Here is a 21,576-nt window from a genome sequence, read left to right as displayed (position 1 = left end):
GCCGGGTGTGCGCGCCCCCAGTGTCTCAGCCCTTGTCGAGATACTGCTCGCGGTCCTTGTCCAGGAGCGCGTCCAGGGCCGTGCGCAGCGCCGGGAGCCCGGCAAGGGCGGGGTCGGCGGCGACCACTGTGACGGCCTCTTCGCGGGCGGCGGCGATGATCTCCTCGTCCTCGATGACGGTGAGCATCCGCAGCGAGGAGCGCACACCGGACTGGGCCTGGCCGAGCACATCGCCCTCGCGGCGCTGTTCGAGGTCGATGCGGGACAGCTCGAAGCCGTCGAGTGTGGAGGCCACGGCGCCCAGCCTGGCCCGGGCCGGGCTCGCCTCCGGCATGTCGGTGACCAGCAGGCACAGGCCCGGCGCGGAGCCACGGCCCACCCGGCCGCGCAGCTGGTGGAGCTGGGAGACGCCGAAGCGGTCGGCGTCCATGATCACCATCGCGGTGGCGTTCGGCACGTTCACCCCGACCTCGATGACGGTGGTGGCGACCAGGACGTCCACCTCGCCCGCGCTGAAGCGGCGCATCACGTCGTCCTTGTCGTCCGGCTGCATCCGGCCGTGCAGGATCTCCGTCCGCAGCCCCTTGAGCGGGCCGTTGGCCAACTGCTCGGCGATCTCGATCACGGCCAGCGGCGGCCGCTTGTCGGCGGTCTCGGCCTCCTCCGCCTTCTTCTTGCCCTTGGCGGACTTGGCGTCCTCCTCGTCGGCCGAGTCGCCGATGCGCGGGCACACCACGTACGCCTGGTGGCCCTTGTCGACCTCCTCGCGCACCCGCTCCCAGGCGCGGGCCAGGAAGTGCGGCTTGTCCTGCGCGGGGACGACATGGCTCGCGATGGGCGAGCGGCCCGCGGGCAGCTGGTCCAGGACGGAGGTCTCCAGGTCGCCGAAGACCGTCATGGCGACCGTGCGCGGGATGGGGGTGGCGGTCATGACGAGCAGGTGCGGGGGCTGCTTGCCCTTGCCGCGCAGGGCGTCGCGCTGCTCGACGCCGAAGCGGTGCTGCTCGTCGACGACGACCAGGCCCAGATCGTGGAACTGCACCTTGTCCTCGATCAGGGCGTGGGTGCCGATCACCAGGCCGGCCTCTCCGGTGACCAGGTCGAGCAGGGCCTGGCGCCGCGCGGGCATCCCCATGGATCCGGTGAGCAGCACCACCTTGGTGCCCAGTTCGGCGCCGCCGAGCATTCCGCCCTCGGCGAGCTCGCCCATCATCTCGGTGATGGAACGGTGATGCTGCTGGGCCAGGACCTCGGTGGGCGCCAGCATCGCGGCCTGCCCGCCCGCGTCGACGACGGCGAGCATGGCGCGCAGCGCGACCATCGTCTTTCCGCTGCCGACCTCTCCCTGGAGCAGCCGGTGCATGGGGTGCTCGGTCGCCAGGTCGTCGAAGATCTCCCGGGACACCTTCTCCTGGCCCTCGGTGAGGGTGAAGGGCAGCTTGGCGTCGAAGGCGTCGAGCAGGCCGCCGGGGACCGGCCGCCGCGCCGCCGCGGGGAGCTGCCCCTCCGCGTGGCGGCGGCGGGCGAGCGCCACTTGGAGGACGAAGGCCTCGTCCCACTTCAGGCGCTCGCGCGCGTCCTCGATGTCGGCCCTGGTATGCGGGCGGTGGACCTTGAGCAGGGCCTCCGGGAGCGACACGAAGCCGCGCCCTTCGCGCAGGGACTCGGGCAGCGGGTCCACGGCCTCCTGGGCGCTCGGCAGGACCGCGTCGACGGCCTTGGCGATCTTCCAGGACTCCAGCCCCTTGCAGGCCGGGTAGATCGGGATGAGGGCGCCGGCCCAGGAGGCGATGTCCACTCCGTCCTCCGCCCCGTCGGCCGCGTCCGCGGCCAGCTTCGCGTAGGTGGGGTGGGCGAGCTGCATGCGCCGGTTGAACATCGACACCTTGCCGGCGAACATCGCCCGGCTGCCGGGCAGCAGTTCCTTGTGGGGCTTGTGGATGCCGCGCCCGAAGAACACCAGCTGGAGGCGGCCGCTGCCGTCGGTGATGGTGATCTCCAGGCGCTGGCCGCGCCCGTGGTTGAAGGTGTGCACCCGGGCATCGGCGACCTGGGCCACCACCGTGACGTCCTCGTCGAGGGGCAGCTCGGCCAGCTTGGTGAGCTGCCCCCGCTCCTCGTACCGCCGCGGGTAGTGGTGCAGCAGATCGCCGACCGTGTGCAGGTCGAGGTGCTCGGCCATCACCTTCGCGGTGGGTCCGCCGAGCAGCTTCTTCAGGGGTTCTTCGAGCGCGGGCACGCGTTCCATTGCACACCACGGCACTGACAGCCGGCCACGACCCGCCAAGGCCTGGGGCAATGGCTCAACGCGCCCCGCGTCGCGGGGCCGGCCGCGCGGCCTCGGCCGCGAGGTGCCCACTGCGGGTTCCTACTCCACGCCGATCAGCAGCGGCACCCCTTGGCGGCCGCCCTCGTAGACGACGGTGTCGACCGCCAAGTGGGCCTTGCCGACATGGGTTTCGAGCTGGTCGGCGAGGCCGGCCGGCGCGTCGGCGGACACGATCAGGGTGACCAGTTCGCCGCCCGCCGCCAGCATCCGGTCCAGGACGGTGCGGGCGGTGGCGGACAGGTCCTGGCCGATGACCACCACGTCCCCGTCGATGAGGCCGAGCACGTCGCCGGCCTGGCAGACGCCGGCCATCGTCCACGACTGCCGTTCGGCGACGGCCAGTTCGGCGTGGCGGGTGGCGCCGGCGGCGGACGTCATCGCGACCACGTCCTCGTCGAAGCGCCGCTCGGGCGCGTGCACGGCGAGCGCCGCGATGCCCTGGACGGCGGCCCGGGTCGGGATGAGCGCGACCCGGATGCCTTCGGCCCTGGCCTGTTCGACGGCGGCCGCCGCGGTGTGGCGCAGTTCGGCGTCGTTGGGCAGCAGTACGACCTCGCGGGCGTGCGCGCGACGGATCGCCTCGACGAGTTCCCCGCTGGCCGGTGGCTCACCTGGCCGGGCGAGCACGGCCAGGGCGCCCGCCCGCGCGCAGAGCCCGGCCAGGCCCTCGCCTGGCACGACCGCGACCACGGCCCGCTGGACCTGTTCCCTGGGCGGTTCGGGAAGCGCCCGCTGCTCGAAGTGCGTGATCCGGATCCGGTGCGGCCGGCCGGCCTCGACCCCGGCCTCCACGGCGGCGCCCGCGTCGTCGACGTGCACATGGACGTTCCACAGCCCGTCGCCGCCGACCACGACGAGGGATTCGCCGAGCCGGTCGAGCCGGGCACGCAGCCGGTCGACGGCCGCGTCGTCGGCCTCCAGGAGATAGATCACCTCGAAGGCGGGGCCCGCCGCCTGCGCCTGCGCCGGACAGTCGTCCATCGGCACCGGCACGGGCGCTTCCCTGCGGGCCGCGGGCACCTCGCCGGACAGCGCCTGGACGAGCGCCCCGAGCACCGTGACCAGACCGCGCCCGCCCGCGTCCACGACGCCCGCGCGTCCGAGGGCGGCGAGCTGGGAGGGCGTGGCGTCCAGGGCGTCGCGGGCGCCCGCGTAGGCGGCCTGGGCCACCTCGGCCGGGGCGGTGCCCGCGCTCCTCGCCGCCTCGGCGGCGGCGGCGGCGACCGTCAGGACGGTCCCCTCGACGGGGTGGGCGACCGCCAGATAGGCGGCGGAGGCCGCCCTGGCGAGCGCCGAGGCCAGGCCCCCGCCGTCCTGGAGCACGTCCGCCATGCCGCGCAGGAGCTGGGCGAGGATGGTTCCGGAGTTGCCCCGGGCGCCGATCAGCGCGCCGTGCGCCATGGCCCGTACGACATCGGCGAGGTCCGGGACCCCGGCGTACACGGGCGGCTCGGGGTAGGCGGCGAAGACGGCCTCGACGGCCTGCGCCGCGGACTCCATCGTCAGATAGAGGTTGGTGCCGGTGTCCCCGTCCGCGACCGGATACACGTTGATCGCGTCGATCGCCTCGCGGTCCCGGCCCAGCGCGTCCAGGCAGAGCGCGCACCAGCCGCGTACCGCGACGGCATCGAGGGTCTGCGGCACCTGGTGGTCCTCCTTGGCGGGCGGCGGCGGAACGCGACCGGGGCGCCCGGATGTGCGGGACTCGGCCGAACCCGCAGGGTAGACCCGGTGCGGGCCGGGGGCCGGGCCGGGGGGCGGCCGCGATCGTGGTAGTTTCGTATCTCGGGAGCAGGCGTTGTATGCTGCTTCGGTTGCCCGGCGAGAGTCGGGCCGATTCCCCCCGGCAAGCCACTTCAGATCTCTGATTCCGGTGCGCCGGTTTTCACTGTAAGTGCATTTAGATGCATCTGAAGCTTTTGGAGTGACCCGTGGCTGCCAACTGCGACGTCTGCGGCAAGGGGCCGGGCTTCGGCAACAACATTTCGCACTCGCACCGCCGTACGTCTCGTCGCTGGAACCCGAACATCCAGCGTGTGCGTGCCGTGGTCGGTCGGACGCCGAAGCGGCTCAACGTCTGCACCTCGTGCATCAAGGCCGGCAAGGTCTCGCGCTAATTGCGACGTCTGTCGTAGCGCAGCCCTGCGGTTGCCTTGAAAAGCCGGTCCACCTCGGTGGGCCGGCTTTTTGCCGTGCCCGTTCGCGGGCGGCGGGACCGCGCCCCGGCCCCGGGCGCGGCGCGTGCGTCACTTGAGGCGCCACCCGTGGTCGACCGGGCCGATCCCGGCGCCGAGCGCGAAGCCCGCGCGGATCGCGCCCGTCACGTACTCCTTGGCCGCGTTCACCGCCTCCGGGACCGCGAGCCCCTGGGCGAGGCCGCAGGCGATGGCGGAGGCGAGCGTGCAGCCCGTGCCGTGGGTGTGCCGGTTGTCCAGGCGCGGTGCGCGCAGCCAGTGTTCCTCGTGGCCGTCGCTCAGCAGGTCGAGCGCGTCACCGGGGAAGTGCCCGCCCTTGATCAGCGCCCAGCGCGGCCCGAACTCCAGGACCGCCCCGGCCGCCCGCCGCATCCCGTCCTCGTCCTCGACGCGTACGCCTGTGAGCTGCGCCACCTCGTCCAGATTGGGCGTGGCGACCGTCGCGGCCGGCAGGAGGCGGGTGCGTACGGAGTCGAGGGCTTCGGCGGCGAGCAGCGGATCGCCGTGTTTGGAGACGCCCACCGGGTCCACGACGACCGGCGCCTCGGTGGTGGCGAGCAGGTCGGCGACGGCCTCGACGAGCGCGGCCGAGGAGAGCATGCCGGTCTTCACGGCCTGGACGCCGATGTCGTCCACGACGGCCCGGTACTGCGCCCGCACCGCCTGAACCGGAAGCTCCCACGCGCCCTTGACGCCCAGCGAGTTCTGCGCGGTGACGGCGGTGATCACGCTCATGCCGTGCGCGCCGAGCGCCAGCATCGTCTTGAGGTCGGCCTGGATGCCGGCGCCGCCGCCGGAGTCGGACCCGGCGACGGTCAGCACACGGGGGATCACGCGGGATCGTCCCCGAAGTGGTCCCAGCCGCCCTTGCTGGTCCAGGGCGCGCCGTCCACGGTGACGGTGGGCAGCGCGGAGGGGTTCAGGACCTCGCCGATCACCCTCCAGCGGGCCGGCAGCTTCACGTCCGGCGGGAAGGTCGCCACGATCGCGTGGTCCTCGCCGCCGGTGAGCACCCACTGGAGCGGGTCCACGCCGACGGCCTGGCCGATGTCGCTCATCTGTGTCGGGATGTCGATGAGGCCGGAGCGCAGGTCGATGCGGACCTTGCTGGACTCGGCGATGTGTCCGAGGTCGGCGACCAGGCCGTCGCTGACGTCGGTCATCGCGGTGGCGCCGAGACCGGCCGCCGCGGGGCCCGCGTGATAGGGGGGTTCGGGGCGCCGGTGGGCCTCGACGAAGGCGCGCGGCGAGCGGAAGCCGCGCGAGAGCACCGCGTAGCCGGCGGCCGACCAGCCGAGCCAGCCCGTCACGGCGACGACGTCGCCGGGCTGCGCTCCGGCCCGGGTCACCGGTTCGTGGTTGCGCAGATCACCCAGCGCGGTGATGGCGACGGTGATGGTGTCCCCGCGCACCACGTCACCGCCGACCACGGCCGCCCCCGCGACCTGGCACTCGTCGCGGATGCCGTCCATCAGCTCGGTGGGCCAGGTGACCGGCAGTTCGGCCGGCACGACGAGCCCGAGCAGCACCGCCGTGGGCACCGCGCCCATGGCGGCGATGTCGGCCAGGTTCTGCGCGGCGGCCTTGCGCCCGACGTCGTACGCCGTCGACCAGTCGCGCCGGAAGTGGCGTCCCTCAAGGAGGACGTCCGTGCTGGCGACCACCCTGCGGTCGGGCGCGGTCACGACCGCGGCGTCGTCGCCGGGCCCCAGCCGGACCGCGGGGGTGGAGGTGAGCCGGGAGGTCAGCTCCCTGATGAGCCCGAACTCCCCCAACTCGCCCACAGTGCCTTTCACCGTGTCCCACCTCTCATCGTCGTACCCCGTCGGCCCCGTGCGCGCGCGGTCGCGAGCGGTCTGGGGGGTGGGTACCGTCAACACATACGTCAACTTCATGGCCGCCCTCGCCTCTCGGCGCGAGCAGCCGGTCGCGCGGGTCTCCCCGTCGCGCGGGGCGACGCGGTACCGTGGCGTCTCTTTCTCTCCCCCACATGATCCTCGTGGCCGCCCTGGAGGTTCCGTGGTACAGGCGTACATCCTCATTCAGACCGAAGTGGGCAAGGCGTCGACAGTCGCCGAGGCCATCGCACAGCTCGCGGGAGTGATCCAGGCCGAAGACGTGACCGGTCCCTACGACGTGATCGTGCGGGCGCAGGCCGATACGGTCGACGAACTCGGCCGCATGGTGGTCGCCAAGGTCCAGCAGGTGGACGGCATCACCCGCACCCTGACCTGCCCGGTCGTCCATCTGTAGCCCCCGCTTACCCTGGGCCGGTGACTTCTTCTCGCCGCCGGCCGCTGCTCGTCCTGCCCGTGGCCGCCGTCCTGGCGGTCGCGGGCTGTTCTTCGTCCGACGCCACCGCCAGGGTGGCGCTCCCCTCCCCTTCGGCGAAGGAGGCGGCCGCCTGCGCGGCCCTCGACAAGCTTCTGCCCGACACCGTGGCCGGGCAGAAGCGGCACGATCCCGCCCCGGACTCGCCGCTGACGGCCCGGTGGGGGAACGGGGACGCCGCGATCGTACTGCGCTGCGGGATCCCCCGGCCCGACGAGGTGGCGGATCCGAAGTATCCGGGGGTCGAGGTGGAGGGGGTCTCGTGGACCGTGCAGTCCCGTTCCCAGGGGCCGCGCTTCATCACGCAGTACCGCGAGCCCTATGTCGAGCTGCTGGCGGGGACGCGCTACGAGCACGACGCCTCGGTGCTCCAGCCGTTCGGCGCTCCGGTCACCAAGGCGATCCCCAGGACGCTCGTCGTGCCCTAGGCCGTGTCGTCCGCGCGGCGGCTAGCGCAGGCCCGTGGAGCGGCGCAGCGCGGCCTGGATGAGCGCGTCGACCAGGTCGGCGTACTCCACACCGCTCTCCTGCCACATCCGGGGGTACATCGAGATCGGGGTGAAGCCCGGCATCGTGTTGATCTCGTTGATGACGAACTCGCCGTTGTCCTGGAGGAAGAAGTCCGCGCGGACCAGGCCCTCGCAGGACGCGGCCTCGAACGCCTCGACGGCCAGGCGCCGCACCTCGGCGGTGGCCTCCTCGCCGATCGGCGCGGGCACGATGCCGGCCGCCGAGTCGATGTACTTGGCCTCGAAGTCGTAGAAGTCGTGGGCGGTCACCGGCGGGATCTCGGCCGGCACGCTCGCCCGGGGCCCGTCCTCGAACTCAAGGACGCCGCACTCGATCTCGCGGCCGCGCAGCAGCGACTCCACGAGGAACTTGGGGTCGTGGCGGCGGGCTTCGGCGATGGCCTCGTCCAGGCCCTCGAAGGAGTCCACCTTGGTGATGCCGAACGAGGACCCGGCCCGCGCCGGCTTGATGAACAGCGGCCAGCCGTGCTCGCCGGCGAAGTCGGCGATGCGCTTGCGGGCGCCCTTCTCGTCCTGCTCCCACTCGCGCGGCCGTACCACCAGGTAGGGCCCGACGGGCAGCCCGAAGGAGGTGAAGACGCGCTTCATGTACTCCTTGTCCTGGCCGACGGCCGAGGCGAGTACGCCCGCGCCGACGTAGGGGATGCCGGAGAGCTCCAGGAGGCCCTGGAGGGTGCCGTCCTCGCCGTAGGGGCCGTGCAGCATCGGGAAGACGACGTCGACGTCGCCCAGGGCCTTGGGCACCATGCCGGGCTCGGTGTAGACGACTTCGCGGCTGGAGGGGTCCACGGGGAGCACCACGGCGCCCTCGGGCGACTCGGCGAGCTCCTCGACGCTGGGGGTGCGCCGGTCGCTGATCGCCATCCGCTCCGGTTCGTCGGCGGTCAGCGCCCAGCGGCCGTCCGTCGTGATGCCGATGGGCAGCACGTCGTACTTCGTGCGGTCGATGGCACGCAGCACCGCGCCTGCGGTGACGACCGAGATGCCGTGTTCCGAACTGCGGCCGCCGAACACCACGGCCACCCGCGGCTTGCGGAGCTGCTTGTCAGGGCTCTGGGGGAGGTTCTCGCTGCTCATATCGCGTTGAGGGTACCCGTTCGACGGCCCGCGGCCACTGCCGCGGGCCCGGCGCGCTCAGCGCCGTTCGGCCTTGGCGCTGCGTGACATGAGCTCCTTGAGGGCGACGACCGGCGGCTTGCCCTCGTGGACGATGCCGACGACGGTCTCCGTGATGGGCATGTCCACCGCGTGTCTGCGAGCCAGATCCAGCACGGATTCACAGGACTTGACGCCTTCGGCGGTCTGCCGGGTGACCGCGATGGTCTCCTGGAGCGTCATGCCCTTGCCGAGGTTGGTGCCGAAGGTGTGGTTGCGCGAGAGCGGCGATGAGCAGGTCGCCACCAGGTCGCCGAGGCCCGCGAGCCCGGAGAACGTCAGCGGGTCGGCGCCCATCGCCAGGCCCAGGCGCGTGGTTTCGGCGAGACCGCGCGTGATGAGCGAGCCCTTGGCGTTGTCGCCGAGCCCCATGCCGTCGGCGATGCCGACCGCGAGGCCGATGACGTTCTTGACGGCGCCGCCCAGTTCGCAGCCGACGACGTCGGTGTTGGTGTACGGACGGAAGTACGGGGTGTGGCAGGCGGCCTGGAGGCGCTGGGCGACGGCCTCGTCGCGGCAGGCCACGACGGCCGCGGCCGGCATCCGTCCCGCGATCTCCTTGGCCAGGTTGGGTCCGGTGACCACGGCGACGCGGTCGTCGGCGACCTTGGCGACCTCGGCGATGACCTCGCTCATCCGCTTGGCGGTGCCGAGTTCGACGCCCTTCATCAGGGAGACGAGGACGGTGTCGGGCGCCAGCAGGGGCGCCCACGCGGCGAGGTTGTCGCGCAGCGTCTGCGAGGGGATGGCCAGGACCGTGAAGTCGGCGCCGGCCGCGGCCTCCGCCGGGTCGGTGGTGGCCCGTACGGACGCGGGGAGTTCGATGCCGGGCAGGTAGTCGGGGTTGACGCGGGTGGAGTTGACCGCTTCGACGATGTCGGGGCGGCGGGCCCAGAGCGTCACGTCGCAGCCCGCGTCGGCCAGGACCATGGCGAACGCCGTGCCCCACGAACCCGTTCCGTACACCGCTGCCTTGGGGGTGCCGTGCGTCACTTGGTGTCCTCCCGGGCGGCCTCGCGGCGCTGGCGCGCGCGGACTTCGCGCAGATCGTAGGGCTTGTCCGGGGCCTTCTCGCCCCGCAGTTCCTCCAGGATCGAGGTGATCGCGGCCATGATGGTCTCGGTCACCTCTCTCAGGACCTCCGGCGTCGGCTCCTTGTCGTAGAACCGGTCGAGGTCGACCGGCGGACCGGCCTTCACCTGGAGCGTCTTGCGCGGGAAGAAGCGGACCTTCTTCTCCTTGGCGTACGGCGGCATCGCCAGGTTGGCGCCCCACTGGGCGACGGGGATGACGGGTGCCCGCGTCATCAGGGCGGCGCGCGCCACCCCGGTCTTCGCGGTCATCGGCCACTGGCCCGGGTCGCGGGTGAGGGTGCCTTCGGGGTAGAAGGCCACGCATTCACCGCGCTCCACCGCGTCCACGGCGGCGCGGAAGGCGCCGACGGCGGTGGTGGACTCGCGGTATACGGGAATCTGGCCCGTGCCGCGCAGCAGGATCCCGACGCCGGGGGCCTTGAAAAGCGCGGCCTTCGCCAGGAATCGGGGCACCCGGCCCGTGTTGTATTGGAAATGCCCGTAGGAGAACATGTCCAGATACGAGTTGTGATTGATGGCGGTGATGAATCCGCCGTCGGAAGGAATGTTCTCCATTCCCCGCCAGTCCCGCTTGAACAGAACGACCAGCGGCGGTTTTGCGATGACCGCCGCCAGGCGGTACCAGAAGCCGATTCTGCGGCGGGACACTCGGACACCTTCCTCTGTGGGCCCTGCCAGGCCTTTGTGAGCCCTGGGGGAACGGACCCTGCTTGGCTGCCGGGGCAAGTGTCGCCCCAGGCCCCTGGTCTGTCGAGAACACCGTACGCCCCGGTACGGACAGCGACCCGCCGGGCGGGTGACAATGAAGCCCGCCGCCGTCCGGACGGGCCGGGACGGGGCCCGCAGGGAGGGGACGCCACGAACACCGCCTCAGCCGCGCGCTGGTCCCTCGTCGTTCCGCTGAAGCCCTTGGCGCTGGCCAAGAGCAGGCTGACGGCGGCCGTCGGCGACGAGCTGCGGCCGCGGTTCGCCCTGGCGTTCGCCCTGGACACCGTGGCCGCCGCCCTGGACTGCCCGGCCGTACGCGATGTGGCGGTCGTCACGGACGATCCGCTGGCCGGCGCGGAGCTTGCCGCGCTCGGCGCCCGCGTCGTGCCCGACTCCCCCGCCGCCGGCCTCAACGCGGCGCTCGCGCACGGGGCGTGCCGGGTGCGCTCGTGCCAGGCGGCGCTCGCGGTGGCCGCCCTCAACGCGGACCTGCCCGCGCTGCGCGCCGCCGAACTGGGCCGCGTGCTGGCCGCGGCGGCCGCCTTTCCGCGCGCTTTTCTCGCCGACGCGGCCGGGATCGGGACGACTTTCCTTTCCGCTCTTCCGGGCACCGATTTGAATCCGGTATTCGGCGGCCGCTCACGGGCCGCGCACGCCGCCTCGGGAGCCGTGGAAATCCTGCTCGACGGCGTGGATTCGGTGCGCCGGGACGTGGATACGGGCGCGGATCTGCGGGCCGCGCTGTCCCTGGGAGCCGGCCCGGCCACCGCCGCCCTGCGCGGCGCCCTCGATGTCGTACCGGGGCATTAGGCTGCGGGTATGCAGGCGACCGCGTACACATACGACCCCGTAACCCGCAGCGGCAGCGTGCTGCTCGACGACGGCACCCCGGTGGAATTCGGGGCCCCGGCCTTCGACGCGGGGGGTCTGCGGCTGCTGCGGCCCGGCCAGCGGGTCCGGATCGAGACCGAGGTGTCGGAGAGGGCGGGCGCGGCGCCGCGCGTCACCTTGGTGACGTTGCAGACGTTCTGAGGCTTCCCGCCGCCTTTCGCGGCCCGAAACGGCCGCGGGCCGGGTCTCCCCGAGGGGAGCCCGGCCCGGCGCTTGAGCCTTGCCGCTGGTGACTACTTCTTGCGAGCGGTCGTCTTCTTGGCGGTGGTCTTGCGCGCCGTGGTCTTCTTCGCGGGCGCCTTCTTGGCGACGGCCTTCTTGGCCGGCGCGGTCTTCTTCGCCGTGGCCTTCTTGGCGGTGGTGGCCTTCTTGGCCGGGGCCGCCTTCTTGGCCGTGGCCGTCGCCGTCTTGGCGGTGGCCTTCTTCGCGGTGGTCTTCTTGGCCGCCGTGGTCTTGGCCGCGGTGGTCTTGGCGGGCGTGGCCTTCTTCGCCGTGGCCTTCTTGGCGGTGGTGGCCTTCTTGGCCGCGGCCTTCTTGACCGTGCTGCGGGTGGAAGTACCACCCGAGAGGCTGCCCTTGGGCGCCTTCTTGACGGCCACGTCGTTCTTCGGGAGCTTCTTGGAGCCCGCGACGAGGTCCTTGAAGCCCTGGCCCGCACGGAAGCGCGGCACCGAGGTCTTCTTGACCCGTACGCGCTCACCCGTCTGCGGGTTGCGGGCGTACCGGGCCGGGCGGTCGACCTTCTCGAACGAGCCGAAACCGGTGACCGAGACGCGGTCGCCGGCGACGACCGCACGGACGATCGCGTCCAGCACCGCGTCCACCGCGTCCGCGGCCTGCTGACGGCCGCCGACCTTGTCGGCAATCGCTTCTACGAGCTGCGCCTTGTTCACGTCTTCCCCTTCGGAGACATTGCCTGAGCGAAAGCGCCCAGGCCTTTTCGCACGTTAGGCAGATATATACCGCAAATCAAACACGAAACGGGCTAATCACCCTAGTGCCGCAACGAAGTCGGCTCTCGCCGAGTTCCTTACGGCTCAGTCGCCTTCGGGGAATCGGCCCTCGTCGAGGTCCTTCATCAACCGGTCCAGACGTCTTGCCGCATCGGCGAGATCGTGTTTGGCAGCCGCTGTTATGACCAGCAGCTTCCGGGACAGCGCCATCCGTACGCCCTCCGGGACTTGCAGTTCACGCACCCTTGTGTGCGCTTCTTTGAGTTGGTCCGCCATCAGCCTGTAGAGCTCGAGTTGGCTGTCGCGTTCCATGCGTCGATTGTGCCATCTGAGGCGAGTTGTCACCTCCGGCGGGGGCAACTGAGCGAATCCAGCGACTTCTGCGCTTCCGTACGATCCTTCGGTCGCGCAAGCGGGTATCCGGCCATCCGCCCTGGCCGCAAGGCTAGTTGACGTCACCCCTGTTACCCAAAACGCGACGCGCCCCCTGCCCGGAAACCGGTCCGGAAATCAGGGGGCGCGATGCAGCCGAAGGGGGGTCAATAGGCGGATCAGGCCTGGATCGTGCTCGGCTTGAAGGCGGGCCGGCGGGCCTCGTAGGCGGCGATGTCGGGCTCGTTCTGGAGCGTGATCGAGATGTCGTCCAGGCCGTTCAGGAGCCGCCAGCGGGCGTTCTCGTCGAGTTCGAACCCGGCCGTGACGCCTTCCGCGCGAACCTGGCGATCCCGCAGGTCAACGGTGATTTCGGCGCTCGGGTCACGTTCGGTCAGAGCCAACAGGGCGTCGACCGTCGGCTGGTCCAGAACAACGGTGAGCAGTCCGTTCTTCAGCGAGTTGCCGCGGAAGATGTCGGCGAAGCGGGAGGAGATGACGGTTTTGAAGCCGTAGTTCTGGAGCGCCCACACGGCGTGCTCGCGCGAGGAGCCGGTGCCGAAGTCGGGGCCCGCCACCAAAACCGTGGCGCCCGCGCGCTCGGGCTTGTTCAGAATGAACTCCGCGTCCTTGCGCCAGGCCTCGAAGAGCCCGTCCTCGAAGCCGTCGCGGGTGACCTTCTTCAGCCAGTGGGCCGGGATGATCTGGTCGGTGTCGACGTTGGAGCGGCGCAGTGGCACGGCCCGGCCGGTGTGCGTGGTGAAAGCTTCCATGGTTCTCAGGCCTCCACGGGGATGCGGACGTCGGACAGGTCGGCGGGCGAGCCCAGATGGCCCAGGACCGCGGTGGCGGCGGCGACCTGGGGCGAAACCAGGTGGGTGCGGCCGCCCTTGCCCTGCCGGCCCTCGAAGTTGCGGTTGGAGGTGGAGGCGGAGCGCTCGCCGGGGGCCAGCTGGTCGGGGTTCATGCCCAGGCACATCGAGCAGCCCGCGTGCCGCCATTCGGCGCCGGCGGCCGTGAACACCTTGTCCAGACCCTCGTCCATGGCCTGGAGCGCGACGCGCACGGAGCCCGGGACGACCAGCATCCGTACGCCGTCGGCGACTTTGCGGCCCTCGATGACGGCCGCCGCGTTGCGCAGGTCCTCGATGCGGCCGTTGGTGCACGAACCTACGAAGACGGTGTCGACACCGATCTCGCGCAGCGGCTGCCCGGCGGTCAACCCCATGTATTCCAGGGCCTTTTCGGCCGCCAGGCGCTCCGAAGCGTCCTCGTACGAAGCCGGGTCGGGGACGTTGGCGGACAGGGGCGCGCCCTGGCCGGGGTTGGTGCCCCAGGTGACGAACGGGGCGAGTTCGTCGGCCTTGATGACGACCTCGGCGTCGAAGACCGCGCCCTCGTCCGTCTTCAGGGTCTTCCAGTACGCGACCGCCGCGTCCCAGTCCTCGCCCTCGGGGGCGTGCGGCCGCCCCTTCAGGTAGTCGAAGGTGGTCTCGTCGGGGGCGATCATGCCCGCGCGGGCGCCGGCCTCGATCGACATGTTGCAGATGGTCATGCGGGCTTCCATCGACAGCTTCTCGATGGCGGAGCCGCGGTACTCCAGGACGTAGCCCTGGCCGCCGCCGGTGCCGATCCTCGCGATGATGGCGAGGATGAGGTCCTTGGCGGTGACGCCGTCGGGCAGTTCGCCGTCGACCGTGATGGCCATCGTCTTGAACGGGGCCAGCGGCAGCGTCTGGGTGGCCAGCACGTGCTCGACCTGGCTGGTGCCGATGCCGAACGCCAGCGCGCCGAAGGCGCCGTGGGTGGAGGTGTGCGAGTCGCCGCAGACCACGGTGGTGCCGGGCTGGGTCAGTCCCAGCTGCGGCCCCACCACGTGGACAACGCCCTGCTCGACATCGCCGAGCGGGTGCAGACGCACCCCGAACTCGGCGCAGTTCTTGCGCAGCGTCTCCAGCTGGATCCGGGAGACCGGGTCCGCGATCGGCTTGTCGATGTCGAGGGTGGGGGTGTTGTGGTCCTCGGTGGCGATGGTGAGATCGAGGCGCCGCACCCGGCGGCCGTTCTTGCGCAGCCCGTCGAAGGCCTGCGGGCTGGTCACCTCGTGCAGCAGGTGCAGATCGATGAAGAGCAGGTCCGGCTCGCCCTCGGCGCGCCTGACGACATGGTCGTCCCAGACCTTCTCCGCGAGTGTCCTGGCCATCGCCTTCCCTCCGCCCGGCGTCGTCGCCGGCACTAATAGAGATCGATTACCCCGTCCGTACCGCACACCTCGGACAAAGGCCGCGATCCGTTGTACGGATCACCAGTACAGCTTGACGACTTCCGGAGAAAATTGAACTTGCGTTTCACAGAGTGAGACGGGAATATCGTTGCATGGACAACTCTAGCGGCGTCGGCGTTCTGGACAAGGCTGCCCTTGTCTTGAGCGCTCTGGAGTCCGGTCCGGCCACCCTCGCAGGTCTGGTCGCGGCCACAGGGCTCGCACGACCCACGGCACATCGCCTCGCCGTGGCACTGGAACACCACCGGATAGTCGCTCGGGACATGCAGGGCCGTTTCATCCTCGGCCCGCGCCTCGCCGAGCTCGCCGCGGCGGCCGGCGAGGACCGCCTGCTGGCCACGGCCGGGCCGGTCCTGACGCATCTGCGCGATGTGACGGGCGAGAGCGCCCAGCTCTACCGGCGACAGGGCGACATGCGCATCTGCGTGGCGGCCGCCGAGCGGCTTTCGGGTCTGCGCGACACCGTGCCGGTCGGCTCCACGCTGACCATGAAGGCCGGCTCGTCCGCCCAGATCCTGATGGCCTGGGAGGAGCCGGAGCGCCTGCACCGGGGCCTCCAGGGCGCCCGCTTCACGGCGACGGCGCTCTCCGGGGTACGGCGCAGGGGCTGGGCGCAGTCGATCGGCGAGCGCGAGCCGGGCGTGGCCTCGGTGTCGGCGCCGGTGCGCGGCCCCTCGAACCGGGTGGTGGCAGCCGTGTCGGTCTCAGGCCCCATCGAGCGCCTGACCCGGCACCCGGGCCGGATGCACGCCCAGGCGATCATCGACGCGGCCGCCCGCCTGTCGGAGGCACTGCGCCGCAACGGCTGAGTCCCTACTGCCACTTACCGGCTCACCGCTTCAACGCCGCAGCGGTGGGCCGGAGGTGTGTCCGGGGGCGCTCAACCCGGCCTGAATGAAAGGGGGTTGCGAGGGCGAAGGGGGTCGCGAGGGCTTGAGGGGGTCGCTAGGGTCGAGGGCAGACGAAAAGGCCCTCCGCAAGATGCGAAGGGCCATTTCTCTGTGCGTACCCCCGACCGGATTCGAACCGGCGCTACCGCCTTGAGAGGGCGGCGTGCTAGGCCGCTACACAACGGGGGCCTACCTGCGTTTTCGGACCCTCGAAGAAGATCCAGGATCTTGACATGACCCGCTGGGCTACCAGGACTCGAACCTAGAATGACGGTACCAGAAACCGTAGTGTTGCCAATTACACCATAGCCCATGGTGGTTTAGACCAGTACCCCCGACCGGATTCGAACCGGCGCTACCGCCTTGAGAGGGCGGCGTGCTAGGCCGCTACACAACGGGGGCCCTAGCGATCCTGCGTCGAGTTCACCGGGTGCGACCCTGATGATCCCACGGGAAGGATCTGTACCCCCGACCGGATTCGAACCGGCGCTACCGCCTTGAGAGGGCGGCGTGCTAGGCCGCTACACAACGGGGGCCTTGCAGATAAAGCTCTGCGAGCTGGGCTACCAGGACTCGAACCTAGACTAACGGAACCAGAAACCGTCGTGCTGCCAATTACACCATAGCCCACCAAAACGCAACTCCCACCGGGAGTTCTGTTTGGCTTGCGCTTTCGGTTCGGGGCTTTTCTCCCGCTCCCCTCGGCGCAGGAAGAACATTACCCGAAGGTGTCCGGCGCTCCAAAACGGGTATCGCGCCGCAGGAGGTCAGGGAGCTGGCCGAGTCCCGTGATGCGGACGAGCTCGGGGCGTCCGCCCGCGCCGGCCCGATCCAGCCAGACCGCCTTGAGCCCCGCCTGGACCGCGCCGCGCGCGTCGATGTCCGGCTGGTCGCCCACGTAGACGACCTCCTCGGGCGGCAGCCCGAGCGCCGTGCATCCGGCGAGGAAGGCGTCGGGGTGCGGTTTGGCGACGCCGAGTTCGGCGGCGCACAGCAGCGCCTCGAACCGGTCCCGCACACCCAGGATCCGCAGCTTGCGCTCCTGGTTGCGCAGGGAGGAGTTGGACAGGACGGCGTGCCGGTAGTCCACGGCGAGCACGTCGAGCACGGGCAGGGTGTCGGGGAAGAGGCTCCAGGCGGCCTCGTAATGCGCGATGTGGCGGTCGAACCAGGCGTCGGCGCTCTCGTCGCTCACCTCGTCGTCCAGGAACGACCGCACCCGGTCGCGCCGCTGCCCGTGCCAGTCGGTCTCCCCCGCGGCGAACCGCGCCCAGTGCCGGGCGGTGAGCTCGTCCCAGGCGTCGAGCGCCGCGTCCAGGGTCGCGTAGGCGCGGGGCAGCCCCTCGATGTCCAGGTGGGCCCGCATCCCGGAGCGGGAGGCAGCGGCATAATCGAAGATCGTGTCGTCGATGTCCCAGAGGACGGCGCGGATGGCCATGCCTCGAGCTTAGGCCCGGCGTCCGGCCAGCGGACACCCTTGTGGCATATGCGGGTACGAGCGCGGGGCGCGCCGGGTCAGGGGGCGAGCGGGGGCAGGGCCTCGGCGGGGACGACGAAGAAGTCGGTGACGAAGCAGGTGACCGCGCCCGCTTCGTCGCGCCCTATCCAGGTGGGGTAGACGCCGTCGCCCCAGCCGGAGGTGAAGGCGATCAGGTTGTGGCCGGTGGCCGGGTCGGTCACGGTGTGGGGGCCAGGCGTGGGCGGAACGGTGTCGAAGGCGTCCCACAGCGGGCCCTCGTCGCCCACGCAGTCGGGGAATGACCCGTCGGATGCCGCGTCGTAGAAACATCCGGTGCCGGCGTCGACCCCGTAGCCGAAGAACTCGTCCTCATCCAGTTCGGCGAGGTCCTGCCCCGCCTGGAGCGCGAGCTCCCACGTCATGGCGGGGGCGTCCTTGATGACGAGCCGCGCGGCGGCGACCCGCAGATGCGGGCCCTCCGCCTCGGGCTCCCCCTCCCGCACGAGCGTCGCGATGGCCGCCTCCACCCGGTAGCGCCCCGGCGCCACCTCCGCCGTGAACGGCTCGGCCTCTCCCGCCCCGAGCGCGACGAACGGATCGCAGGCGATGACCCGCCCGGTGTGCAGCCACAACTCCCCACCGGGGACAACCGCGAGCGTGCCGGTGGTCCCCGTCTCCTCGGTGAACGTGTTGCCCGGAGTGAAGTGCCAGGAGAAGTCGGGGGCGGGCATGGGCATGGGGTCTCCCGGGAGGCGGCGTGACGGGGGGCGGCGCACAGCGGTTGTCCGCCCTGCCCGAAGAACATAACTCGGGCCACTGACAACGAAGCCGGATGTGACGACGATCGGGGCGCCTGGTGTCCGGGATGCAACTTCCGTGGCTCGGCGGCGCGTTGTTAGGGTCGCCGCGTAGGGACAAGCGCGCGGGGTCAAGTGCGCAGGGTGAAGCGCGCGGGGTCATGAGCCACGGGGGGCGGGGCGGCATGCAGGGCAAACCGGATCTCAGGACGCCGGACGACGACGGCCTGACGGAACTGGCCCGCGACCTCGAGGACATGCGGCGGCACTTGGACGACCAGGTCCGTCGGATGGACGGCATCGTCGACCGGATCCAGGCCGGCTGGCTGGGCGCGACGGGCTCCGCCTACCGCGATCTGCACCGGGGCGCCGCCAAGGACGCGGTGCGCATCCGCGAGACCCTGCGGGTGGTCCAGGAAGCGGTCCTGATGAGCCGCGACGGCTTCACCCAGCGAGAACTCGAGGTTCTGGCGTCCCTGCGCAAAGTCCAGTCGCACGTCGACGTCGAGCACGAGGCCGACGCTCTGCGAGCGCCGCCGAGCGCTCCGCGCAGCAGCCTGGACAACCTGTAAATCCATACCCGGGGGGCGGTACCACCATGTCCGACGACCACATATCCGTCGACTTCGCGGCGCTGCGCCATCTCGCGGGCGAGCTGGAAGACGTTTACAAGCGGCTCAACGAGAACCTGGGCACCCTGTACGACCGCACGGAGAAGACCGTCCTCACCTGGCACGGGGAGGCCCGGGAGGCGTTCATCGACGAACTCGACCGCTGGGACCGGGACATGCGGGACCTCCAGGCCCGCCAGGCCTGGCTCCACGAGGTCGTCACCACGGGCCACGCGAACTACGCGGCCGCCCACCGGGCCGTGTTGAGGGGCTGGGGCGCGCTCTGATGACCCCGCCGTCCCCGTCACCTTCCCCGTCGGCCACGCCCTCACCATCGACCACCCCGCTGCCTCCCACGGGGGCGGGCCCGACGCCGCCGAGCAGCGCGCGTCCCACTCCTTCGCCCGGTTCCCTCAAGGACCCGCAGGGCAACGACATCTCCCGCGAGGACACGGGGTCGGCACGTCGACGGCGGGCCGGGGAAGTGGCGGCACTCAAGCCCGCCGCGCCACCGGACCCCGGCAACGGATTCGACGTCAGCCCGCCGCACCTCTACTACACGTCGTACCTTCTGCGAAATCAGCAGTACGACTTCTCCGAGGGTCCCATCCGTCTGCTGTCCTTGCTCGACGAGCACGCTCACGCCGGTGGGCGCGGCAGCGGGCCCGAGGCTTTCGCGGCGGTCTATGCGACGGTCTCGAAGCGTTTCATAGAGGTGTGGGCCAAAGCGGTTGTCGGAGTCGGCGGCGCCGCGGTCGGTCTGACCGTCACGGCCAACAACTACGTGCGGGCCGAGTACCACTCCGACCCCAAGATGGCTCCGGCTCTCCGTCTCACGCCCGAACCGGATGTGATCCAGACCTCGTCCCCGTACTGGCCGGTCGCCGAGCTGGGCTGGGGCCATGGCTCGCGGGACGCTTTCGGTGGCCGGATCATCAGCGATGTGCTGGCGGTGGCCGGCTCGTTCGCACAGGATGTCCTGTTGCCGGTCCTGCGGGATGCGCTGCGGCACGGCAAGGTCGCGGACGTCACGCCGGGCGGTGACGATCTCGCCCTGCCGGAGATCGCGGCCGCCTGGACCGCCGCCGCCAAGGACGCCAGGGCGGCCGGCGACGCCTTCGACGGGGCCATCGCCTACATCACCAACCCGGCGTCCGGGCACAGCGAGTGGCAGGACGCGATGAAGCAGTTCTGCGGCAGCATCTGGGGGACGACGGCCTGGGGTCAGAGCCGTGAGGGCCAGAACTGGAACCACTCCGGTGGCCAGAAGCCCGCCCTGGGAGTTCTGGAAGACACCGCCCGCTCCCTGGCCGACGCGTGTACGCATTTCGGTACGGCGGTGGCAAAGGCGCGGTCGGTGATCACCGACGTCTATCGCGAGTCCGCGTACAAGACGCTGAAGGTAAACGACTTCGGTGACATCCTCGAAACGGTGCTGGAGGGCGGGCTGTTCGAGCTCGCCGTCGAGTTCATCAACAACCTGGACACGGGGCGGCTCGACTCGGCAGTCGACACCTATAACAGCACGGTCAAGACGCTGGCCGACGGGTTGCACAAGCTGATGGATCCGCTCGACGAAGCCCATCTGAGTGTCCCCCGGTACGAGGCCGAGGAAGCCAGGGCGGAGGGCGTCGGAGCCAGGGCGCTGAACGAATTCAAAGATGAGCACAGCTGGACCGTCCCGGGAAGCATGGCTTCCAGTCACACGTTTCCCGTCGACCTCGATTCTCAAGAATTCCTGCATGACGGCCACACCCTGGACAAACACATCGGAAAAAGCGACGCGCAGCTGGCCCAGCGGCTCCGAGACCAAGGAGATCCCCCCTCGGGCACTTGGCTTCACGGAAAGCCAAAAATTGGCGCATCTTCCTCCTTCAAGAATGCGGAAGAAGCCCAAGTGTTCACTCAGAACAACATCGACCAGAGAACCTCAGAAATTCAGACGTGGTTGTCAGGCCCTCCCGCCGTCGGAGACAAAGAGGCTTTTATCAGCACCGCTCCAGACGGTCGCGTCACCGGGCACTCAGTCAGCAAGCAGCCAGTACCAGGCGCGGCAGGAACAGGATTCAAGTACCAAGGACTGGACGCTCGGGCCGTGGAGGCACACAGGACCAAGACCATCCTTCGATACGATCCGAGCCTGATCCCTCCGTTTTCCGTGCTTACTTCCATGCCTGCCGTGTGAAGCCGAGCTCACCCCTTTGGAAGTCCCATGCATACAACAACGCGTGAAACATGGGCCGCTGCGCTCACCACTCTGTACGAGGATGAGTACGTCTTCGTTTCCGTTGGCCCCAGAAGCAACACCTCATGGGATGCAGACGCATGGGCCGTCATGCGGCGGGACGTATCGGACCCACGCGGTTGGGCCGGCCAGGACTGGGACAGCAACAAGCACGACCAGCCGGCCGGAGTCGACCGGAGAGGCTTTCCGTTCAATGTCGGTTCCGCCGAACAGATCTCTCGCAATCTTCATGAGATCGACGCCGGAAGCGCAGAACGGTTGCTCGTCGCGCTCATGAACGACTGGTGCCACATCACAGAAGTTCCGGGATTCCAGAAGGACCCCGAAAGTTTGCTGGCTGCGGCCAGAACGATAATGTCCCGATTTGCGAAAACGTGCACATGCTACACAAATCTTGCCGAGGCCAGAGAAACAAGAACACCAAACCTTGACGCGCGCGATGTCGGTCCCGGGTGGACTCCCTTCACGGAATATACTGCGGATTACGGCCTCGCGGTCGTATCGGACTCCGAAGTCGGTATTTTCTGGTCGTTCAACCCTGTCTAAGATTGAATGAGGGCGAAATTCAGAGCACGAACCGCAGGCACGACCGAATAGGGTGGCTGCACTGATCAATTGGCAACGAACTGCGGCAGAGCCGCCGGGTCGGCACGAGGAACAACCGCCGCCCGGACACAGGCCCTGACGATCTACGACCGGCGGTACACCGTCGTCGCCGCGGGGCCGCGCTCG

At 70.2% G+C, this 21,576-nt stretch carries 23 protein-coding genes and 5 tRNA genes; 10 read left to right on the top strand and 18 right to left on the bottom strand.

Features of this window, described 5'->3' with window-relative positions; translation table 11 throughout:
* Positions 1-25: 25 nt before the first annotated feature.
* Positions 26-2,248 (bottom strand): ATP-dependent DNA helicase RecG, encoded by a 2,223-nt coding sequence (recG, locus tag ABR738_RS29045; protein WP_350232897.1) that lies wholly within the window; start codon positions 2,246-2,248, stop codon positions 26-28.
* A 120-nt stretch (positions 2,249-2,368) separates the two neighbouring features.
* A complete protein-coding gene (locus tag ABR738_RS29040) occupies positions 2,369-3,973 on the bottom strand; it encodes a DAK2 domain-containing protein (RefSeq protein WP_350232896.1) in 1,605 nt (534 codons plus the stop codon).
* 287 nt (positions 3,974-4,260) lie between these two features.
* Here ABR738_RS29040 and rpmB point away from each other — a divergent pair, with 287 nt between their 5' ends.
* Positions 4,261-4,446, top strand: a complete 186-nt coding sequence (gene rpmB / locus ABR738_RS29035; protein WP_003957616.1) for a 50S ribosomal protein L28 — start codon at positions 4,261-4,263, stop codon at positions 4,444-4,446.
* A 129-nt stretch (positions 4,447-4,575) separates the two neighbouring features.
* Here rpmB and thiD read toward each other — a convergent pair whose 3' ends face one another.
* Together thiD and ABR738_RS29025 are read right to left on the bottom strand one after the other, a co-directional pair.
* Positions 4,576-5,358: a bifunctional hydroxymethylpyrimidine kinase/phosphomethylpyrimidine kinase gene (thiD, locus tag ABR738_RS29030; protein ID WP_350232895.1), complete on the bottom strand. Its 783-nt coding sequence runs from the start codon at positions 5,356-5,358 to the stop codon at positions 4,576-4,578.
* Positions 5,355-6,320, bottom strand: coding sequence for a thiamine-phosphate kinase (locus ABR738_RS29025; RefSeq protein WP_350232894.1), 966 nt, complete (start codon positions 6,318-6,320; stop codon positions 5,355-5,357). The genes thiD and ABR738_RS29025 overlap by 4 nt, the downstream gene beginning before the upstream one ends.
* Before the next feature lie 223 nt (positions 6,321-6,543).
* Between ABR738_RS29025 and ABR738_RS29020 the strand changes: the two genes are divergently transcribed.
* Positions 6,544-6,777 (top strand): Lrp/AsnC family transcriptional regulator, encoded by a 234-nt coding sequence (locus ABR738_RS29020; RefSeq protein ID WP_350232893.1) that lies wholly within the window; start codon positions 6,544-6,546, stop codon positions 6,775-6,777.
* Positions 6,778-6,797: 20 nt separating this feature from the next.
* Positions 6,798-7,283 carry a DUF3515 family protein gene (locus tag ABR738_RS29015; RefSeq protein WP_350232892.1) on the top strand — a complete coding sequence of 162 codons (486 nt, stop codon included), beginning with the start codon at positions 6,798-6,800 and terminating at the stop codon, positions 7,281-7,283.
* 21 nt (positions 7,284-7,304) lie between these two features.
* Here the strand turns inward: ABR738_RS29015 and ABR738_RS29010 are convergent, their stop codons facing one another.
* From ABR738_RS29010 to ABR738_RS29000, 3 genes are read right to left on the bottom strand one after another with little or no spacing between them, the layout of a single operon-like run.
* On the bottom strand, positions 7,305-8,462 hold the full coding sequence (locus ABR738_RS29010) for a D-alanine--D-alanine ligase family protein (RefSeq protein WP_350232891.1): 1,158 nt from the start codon (positions 8,460-8,462) through the stop codon (positions 7,305-7,307).
* Between the two features lie 57 nt (positions 8,463-8,519).
* Entirely contained in the window at positions 8,520-9,533 is a 1,014-nt protein-coding gene (locus ABR738_RS29005; RefSeq protein ID WP_350232890.1) for an NAD(P)H-dependent glycerol-3-phosphate dehydrogenase, read from the bottom strand.
* Complete coding sequence (locus tag ABR738_RS29000; RefSeq protein ID WP_350232889.1) at positions 9,530-10,282, bottom strand: lysophospholipid acyltransferase family protein; 753 nt, start codon at positions 10,280-10,282, stop codon at positions 9,530-9,532. Before ABR738_RS29000 ends, ABR738_RS29005 begins: the two co-directional genes overlap by 4 nt.
* 252 nt (positions 10,283-10,534) lie before the next feature.
* Here ABR738_RS29000 and cofC point away from each other — a divergent pair, with 252 nt between their 5' ends.
* A complete protein-coding gene (gene cofC / locus ABR738_RS28995) occupies positions 10,535-11,152 on the top strand; it encodes a 2-phospho-L-lactate guanylyltransferase (RefSeq protein ID WP_350234786.1) in 618 nt (205 codons plus the stop codon).
* Between the two features lie 9 nt (positions 11,153-11,161).
* The gene (locus ABR738_RS28990; protein ID WP_350232888.1) at positions 11,162-11,374 is read left to right on the top strand and encodes a hypothetical protein; all 213 of its coding nucleotides are present in this window, start codon (positions 11,162-11,164) and stop codon (positions 11,372-11,374) included.
* Positions 11,375-11,466: 92 nt separating this feature from the next.
* On the opposite strand, the gene ABR738_RS28985 is transcribed toward ABR738_RS28990, so the two are convergent.
* The 4 genes from ABR738_RS28985 to leuC form a co-directional block, all read right to left on the bottom strand.
* Positions 11,467-12,126, bottom strand: a complete 660-nt coding sequence (locus ABR738_RS28985) for an HU family DNA-binding protein (protein WP_350232887.1) — start codon at positions 12,124-12,126, stop codon at positions 11,467-11,469.
* A 144-nt stretch (positions 12,127-12,270) separates the two neighbouring features.
* Positions 12,271-12,498 (bottom strand): SCO5555 family protein, encoded by a 228-nt coding sequence (locus ABR738_RS28980; protein ID WP_350232886.1) that lies wholly within the window; start codon positions 12,496-12,498, stop codon positions 12,271-12,273.
* Positions 12,499-12,737: 239 nt separating this feature from the next.
* Complete coding sequence (gene leuD / locus ABR738_RS28975) at positions 12,738-13,331, bottom strand: 3-isopropylmalate dehydratase small subunit (RefSeq protein WP_350232885.1); 594 nt, start codon at positions 13,329-13,331, stop codon at positions 12,738-12,740.
* 5 nt (positions 13,332-13,336) lie between these two features.
* Positions 13,337-14,761 carry a 3-isopropylmalate dehydratase large subunit gene (leuC, locus tag ABR738_RS28970; RefSeq protein ID WP_350232884.1) on the bottom strand — a complete coding sequence of 475 codons (1,425 nt, stop codon included), beginning with the start codon at positions 14,759-14,761 and terminating at the stop codon, positions 13,337-13,339.
* Between the two features lie 173 nt (positions 14,762-14,934).
* On the opposite strand from leuC, the gene ndgR reads away from it, so the two are divergent.
* Entirely contained in the window at positions 14,935-15,651 is a 717-nt protein-coding gene (gene ndgR / locus ABR738_RS28965; protein ID WP_350232883.1) for an IclR family transcriptional regulator NdgR, read from the top strand.
* A 197-nt stretch (positions 15,652-15,848) separates the two neighbouring features.
* Here the strand turns inward: ndgR and ABR738_RS28960 are convergent.
* From ABR738_RS28960 to ABR738_RS28930, 7 genes are all read right to left on the bottom strand, one after another.
* Positions 15,849-15,921: transfer RNA gene (locus ABR738_RS28960), tRNA-Glu, on the bottom strand.
* A 52-nt stretch (positions 15,922-15,973) separates the two neighbouring features.
* A tRNA-Gln gene (locus tag ABR738_RS28955) sits at positions 15,974-16,045 on the bottom strand.
* Between the two features lie 16 nt (positions 16,046-16,061).
* Positions 16,062-16,134, bottom strand: a tRNA-Glu gene (locus ABR738_RS28950).
* Between the two features lie 61 nt (positions 16,135-16,195).
* Positions 16,196-16,268 (bottom strand) — tRNA-Glu (locus ABR738_RS28945).
* A 22-nt stretch (positions 16,269-16,290) separates the two neighbouring features.
* Positions 16,291-16,362 (bottom strand) — tRNA-Gln (locus tag ABR738_RS28940).
* A gap of 88 nt (positions 16,363-16,450) precedes the next feature.
* Positions 16,451-17,170 (bottom strand): HAD family hydrolase, encoded by a 720-nt coding sequence (locus ABR738_RS28935; RefSeq protein WP_350232882.1) that lies wholly within the window; start codon positions 17,168-17,170, stop codon positions 16,451-16,453.
* 77 nt (positions 17,171-17,247) lie between these two features.
* A complete protein-coding gene (locus tag ABR738_RS28930) occupies positions 17,248-17,928 on the bottom strand; it encodes a DUF4241 domain-containing protein (protein ID WP_350232881.1) in 681 nt (226 codons plus the stop codon).
* Between the two features lie 221 nt (positions 17,929-18,149).
* Between ABR738_RS28930 and ABR738_RS28925 the strand changes: the two genes are divergently transcribed.
* From ABR738_RS28925 to ABR738_RS28910, 4 genes are all read left to right on the top strand, one after another.
* Positions 18,150-18,560, top strand: coding sequence for a WXG100 family type VII secretion target (locus ABR738_RS28925; protein WP_350232880.1), 411 nt, complete (start codon positions 18,150-18,152; stop codon positions 18,558-18,560).
* Positions 18,561-18,586: 26 nt separating this feature from the next.
* Positions 18,587-18,886, top strand: coding sequence for a WXG100 family type VII secretion target (locus tag ABR738_RS28920; RefSeq protein ID WP_350232879.1), 300 nt, complete (start codon positions 18,587-18,589; stop codon positions 18,884-18,886).
* A 197-nt stretch (positions 18,887-19,083) separates the two neighbouring features.
* Positions 19,084-20,784 carry an RNase A-like domain-containing protein gene (locus ABR738_RS28915; protein WP_350232878.1) on the top strand — a complete coding sequence of 567 codons (1,701 nt, stop codon included), beginning with the start codon at positions 19,084-19,086 and terminating at the stop codon, positions 20,782-20,784.
* A 27-nt stretch (positions 20,785-20,811) separates the two neighbouring features.
* Positions 20,812-21,390: a hypothetical protein gene (locus ABR738_RS28910; protein WP_350232877.1), complete on the top strand. Its 579-nt coding sequence runs from the start codon at positions 20,812-20,814 to the stop codon at positions 21,388-21,390.
* Positions 21,391-21,576 lie beyond the last annotated feature (186 nt).

The sequence above is a fragment of the Streptomyces sp. Edi4 genome, assembly GCF_040253615.1.
GTDB lineage: Bacteria > Actinomycetota > Actinomycetes > Streptomycetales > Streptomycetaceae > Streptomyces.
This window is presented reverse-complemented; position numbering and strand designations above follow the sequence as displayed.

Bases quoted from the DNA above. Each gene is read 5' to 3' on its own strand.
- recG (WP_350232897.1), bottom strand. From the start codon at position 2,248: ATGGAACGCGTGCCCGCGCTCGAAGAACCCCTGAAGAAGCTGCTCGGC.
- ABR738_RS29010 (WP_350232891.1), bottom strand. From the start codon at position 8,462: ATGAGCAGCGAGAACCTCCCCCAGAGCCCTGACAAGCAGCTCCGCAAG.
- ABR738_RS28990 (WP_350232888.1), top strand. From the start codon at position 11,162: ATGCAGGCGACCGCGTACACATACGACCCCGTAACCCGCAGCGGCAGC.
- ABR738_RS28980 (WP_350232886.1), bottom strand. From the start codon at position 12,498: ATGGAACGCGACAGCCAACTCGAGCTCTACAGGCTGATGGCGGACCAA.
- leuD (WP_350232885.1), bottom strand. From the start codon at position 13,331: ATGGAAGCTTTCACCACGCACACCGGCCGGGCCGTGCCACTGCGCCGC.
- leuC (WP_350232884.1), bottom strand. From the start codon at position 14,761: ATGGCCAGGACACTCGCGGAGAAGGTCTGGGACGACCATGTCGTCAGG.
- ndgR (WP_350232883.1), top strand. From the start codon at position 14,935: ATGGACAACTCTAGCGGCGTCGGCGTTCTGGACAAGGCTGCCCTTGTC.
- ABR738_RS28935 (WP_350232882.1), bottom strand. From the start codon at position 17,170: ATGGCCATCCGCGCCGTCCTCTGGGACATCGACGACACGATCTTCGAT.
- ABR738_RS28930 (WP_350232881.1), bottom strand. From the start codon at position 17,928: ATGCCCATGCCCGCCCCCGACTTCTCCTGGCACTTCACTCCGGGCAAC.
- ABR738_RS28925 (WP_350232880.1), top strand. From the start codon at position 18,150: ATGAGCCACGGGGGGCGGGGCGGCATGCAGGGCAAACCGGATCTCAGG.
- ABR738_RS28920 (WP_350232879.1), top strand. From the start codon at position 18,587: ATGTCCGACGACCACATATCCGTCGACTTCGCGGCGCTGCGCCATCTC.
- ABR738_RS28910 (WP_350232877.1), top strand. From the start codon at position 20,812: ATGCATACAACAACGCGTGAAACATGGGCCGCTGCGCTCACCACTCTG.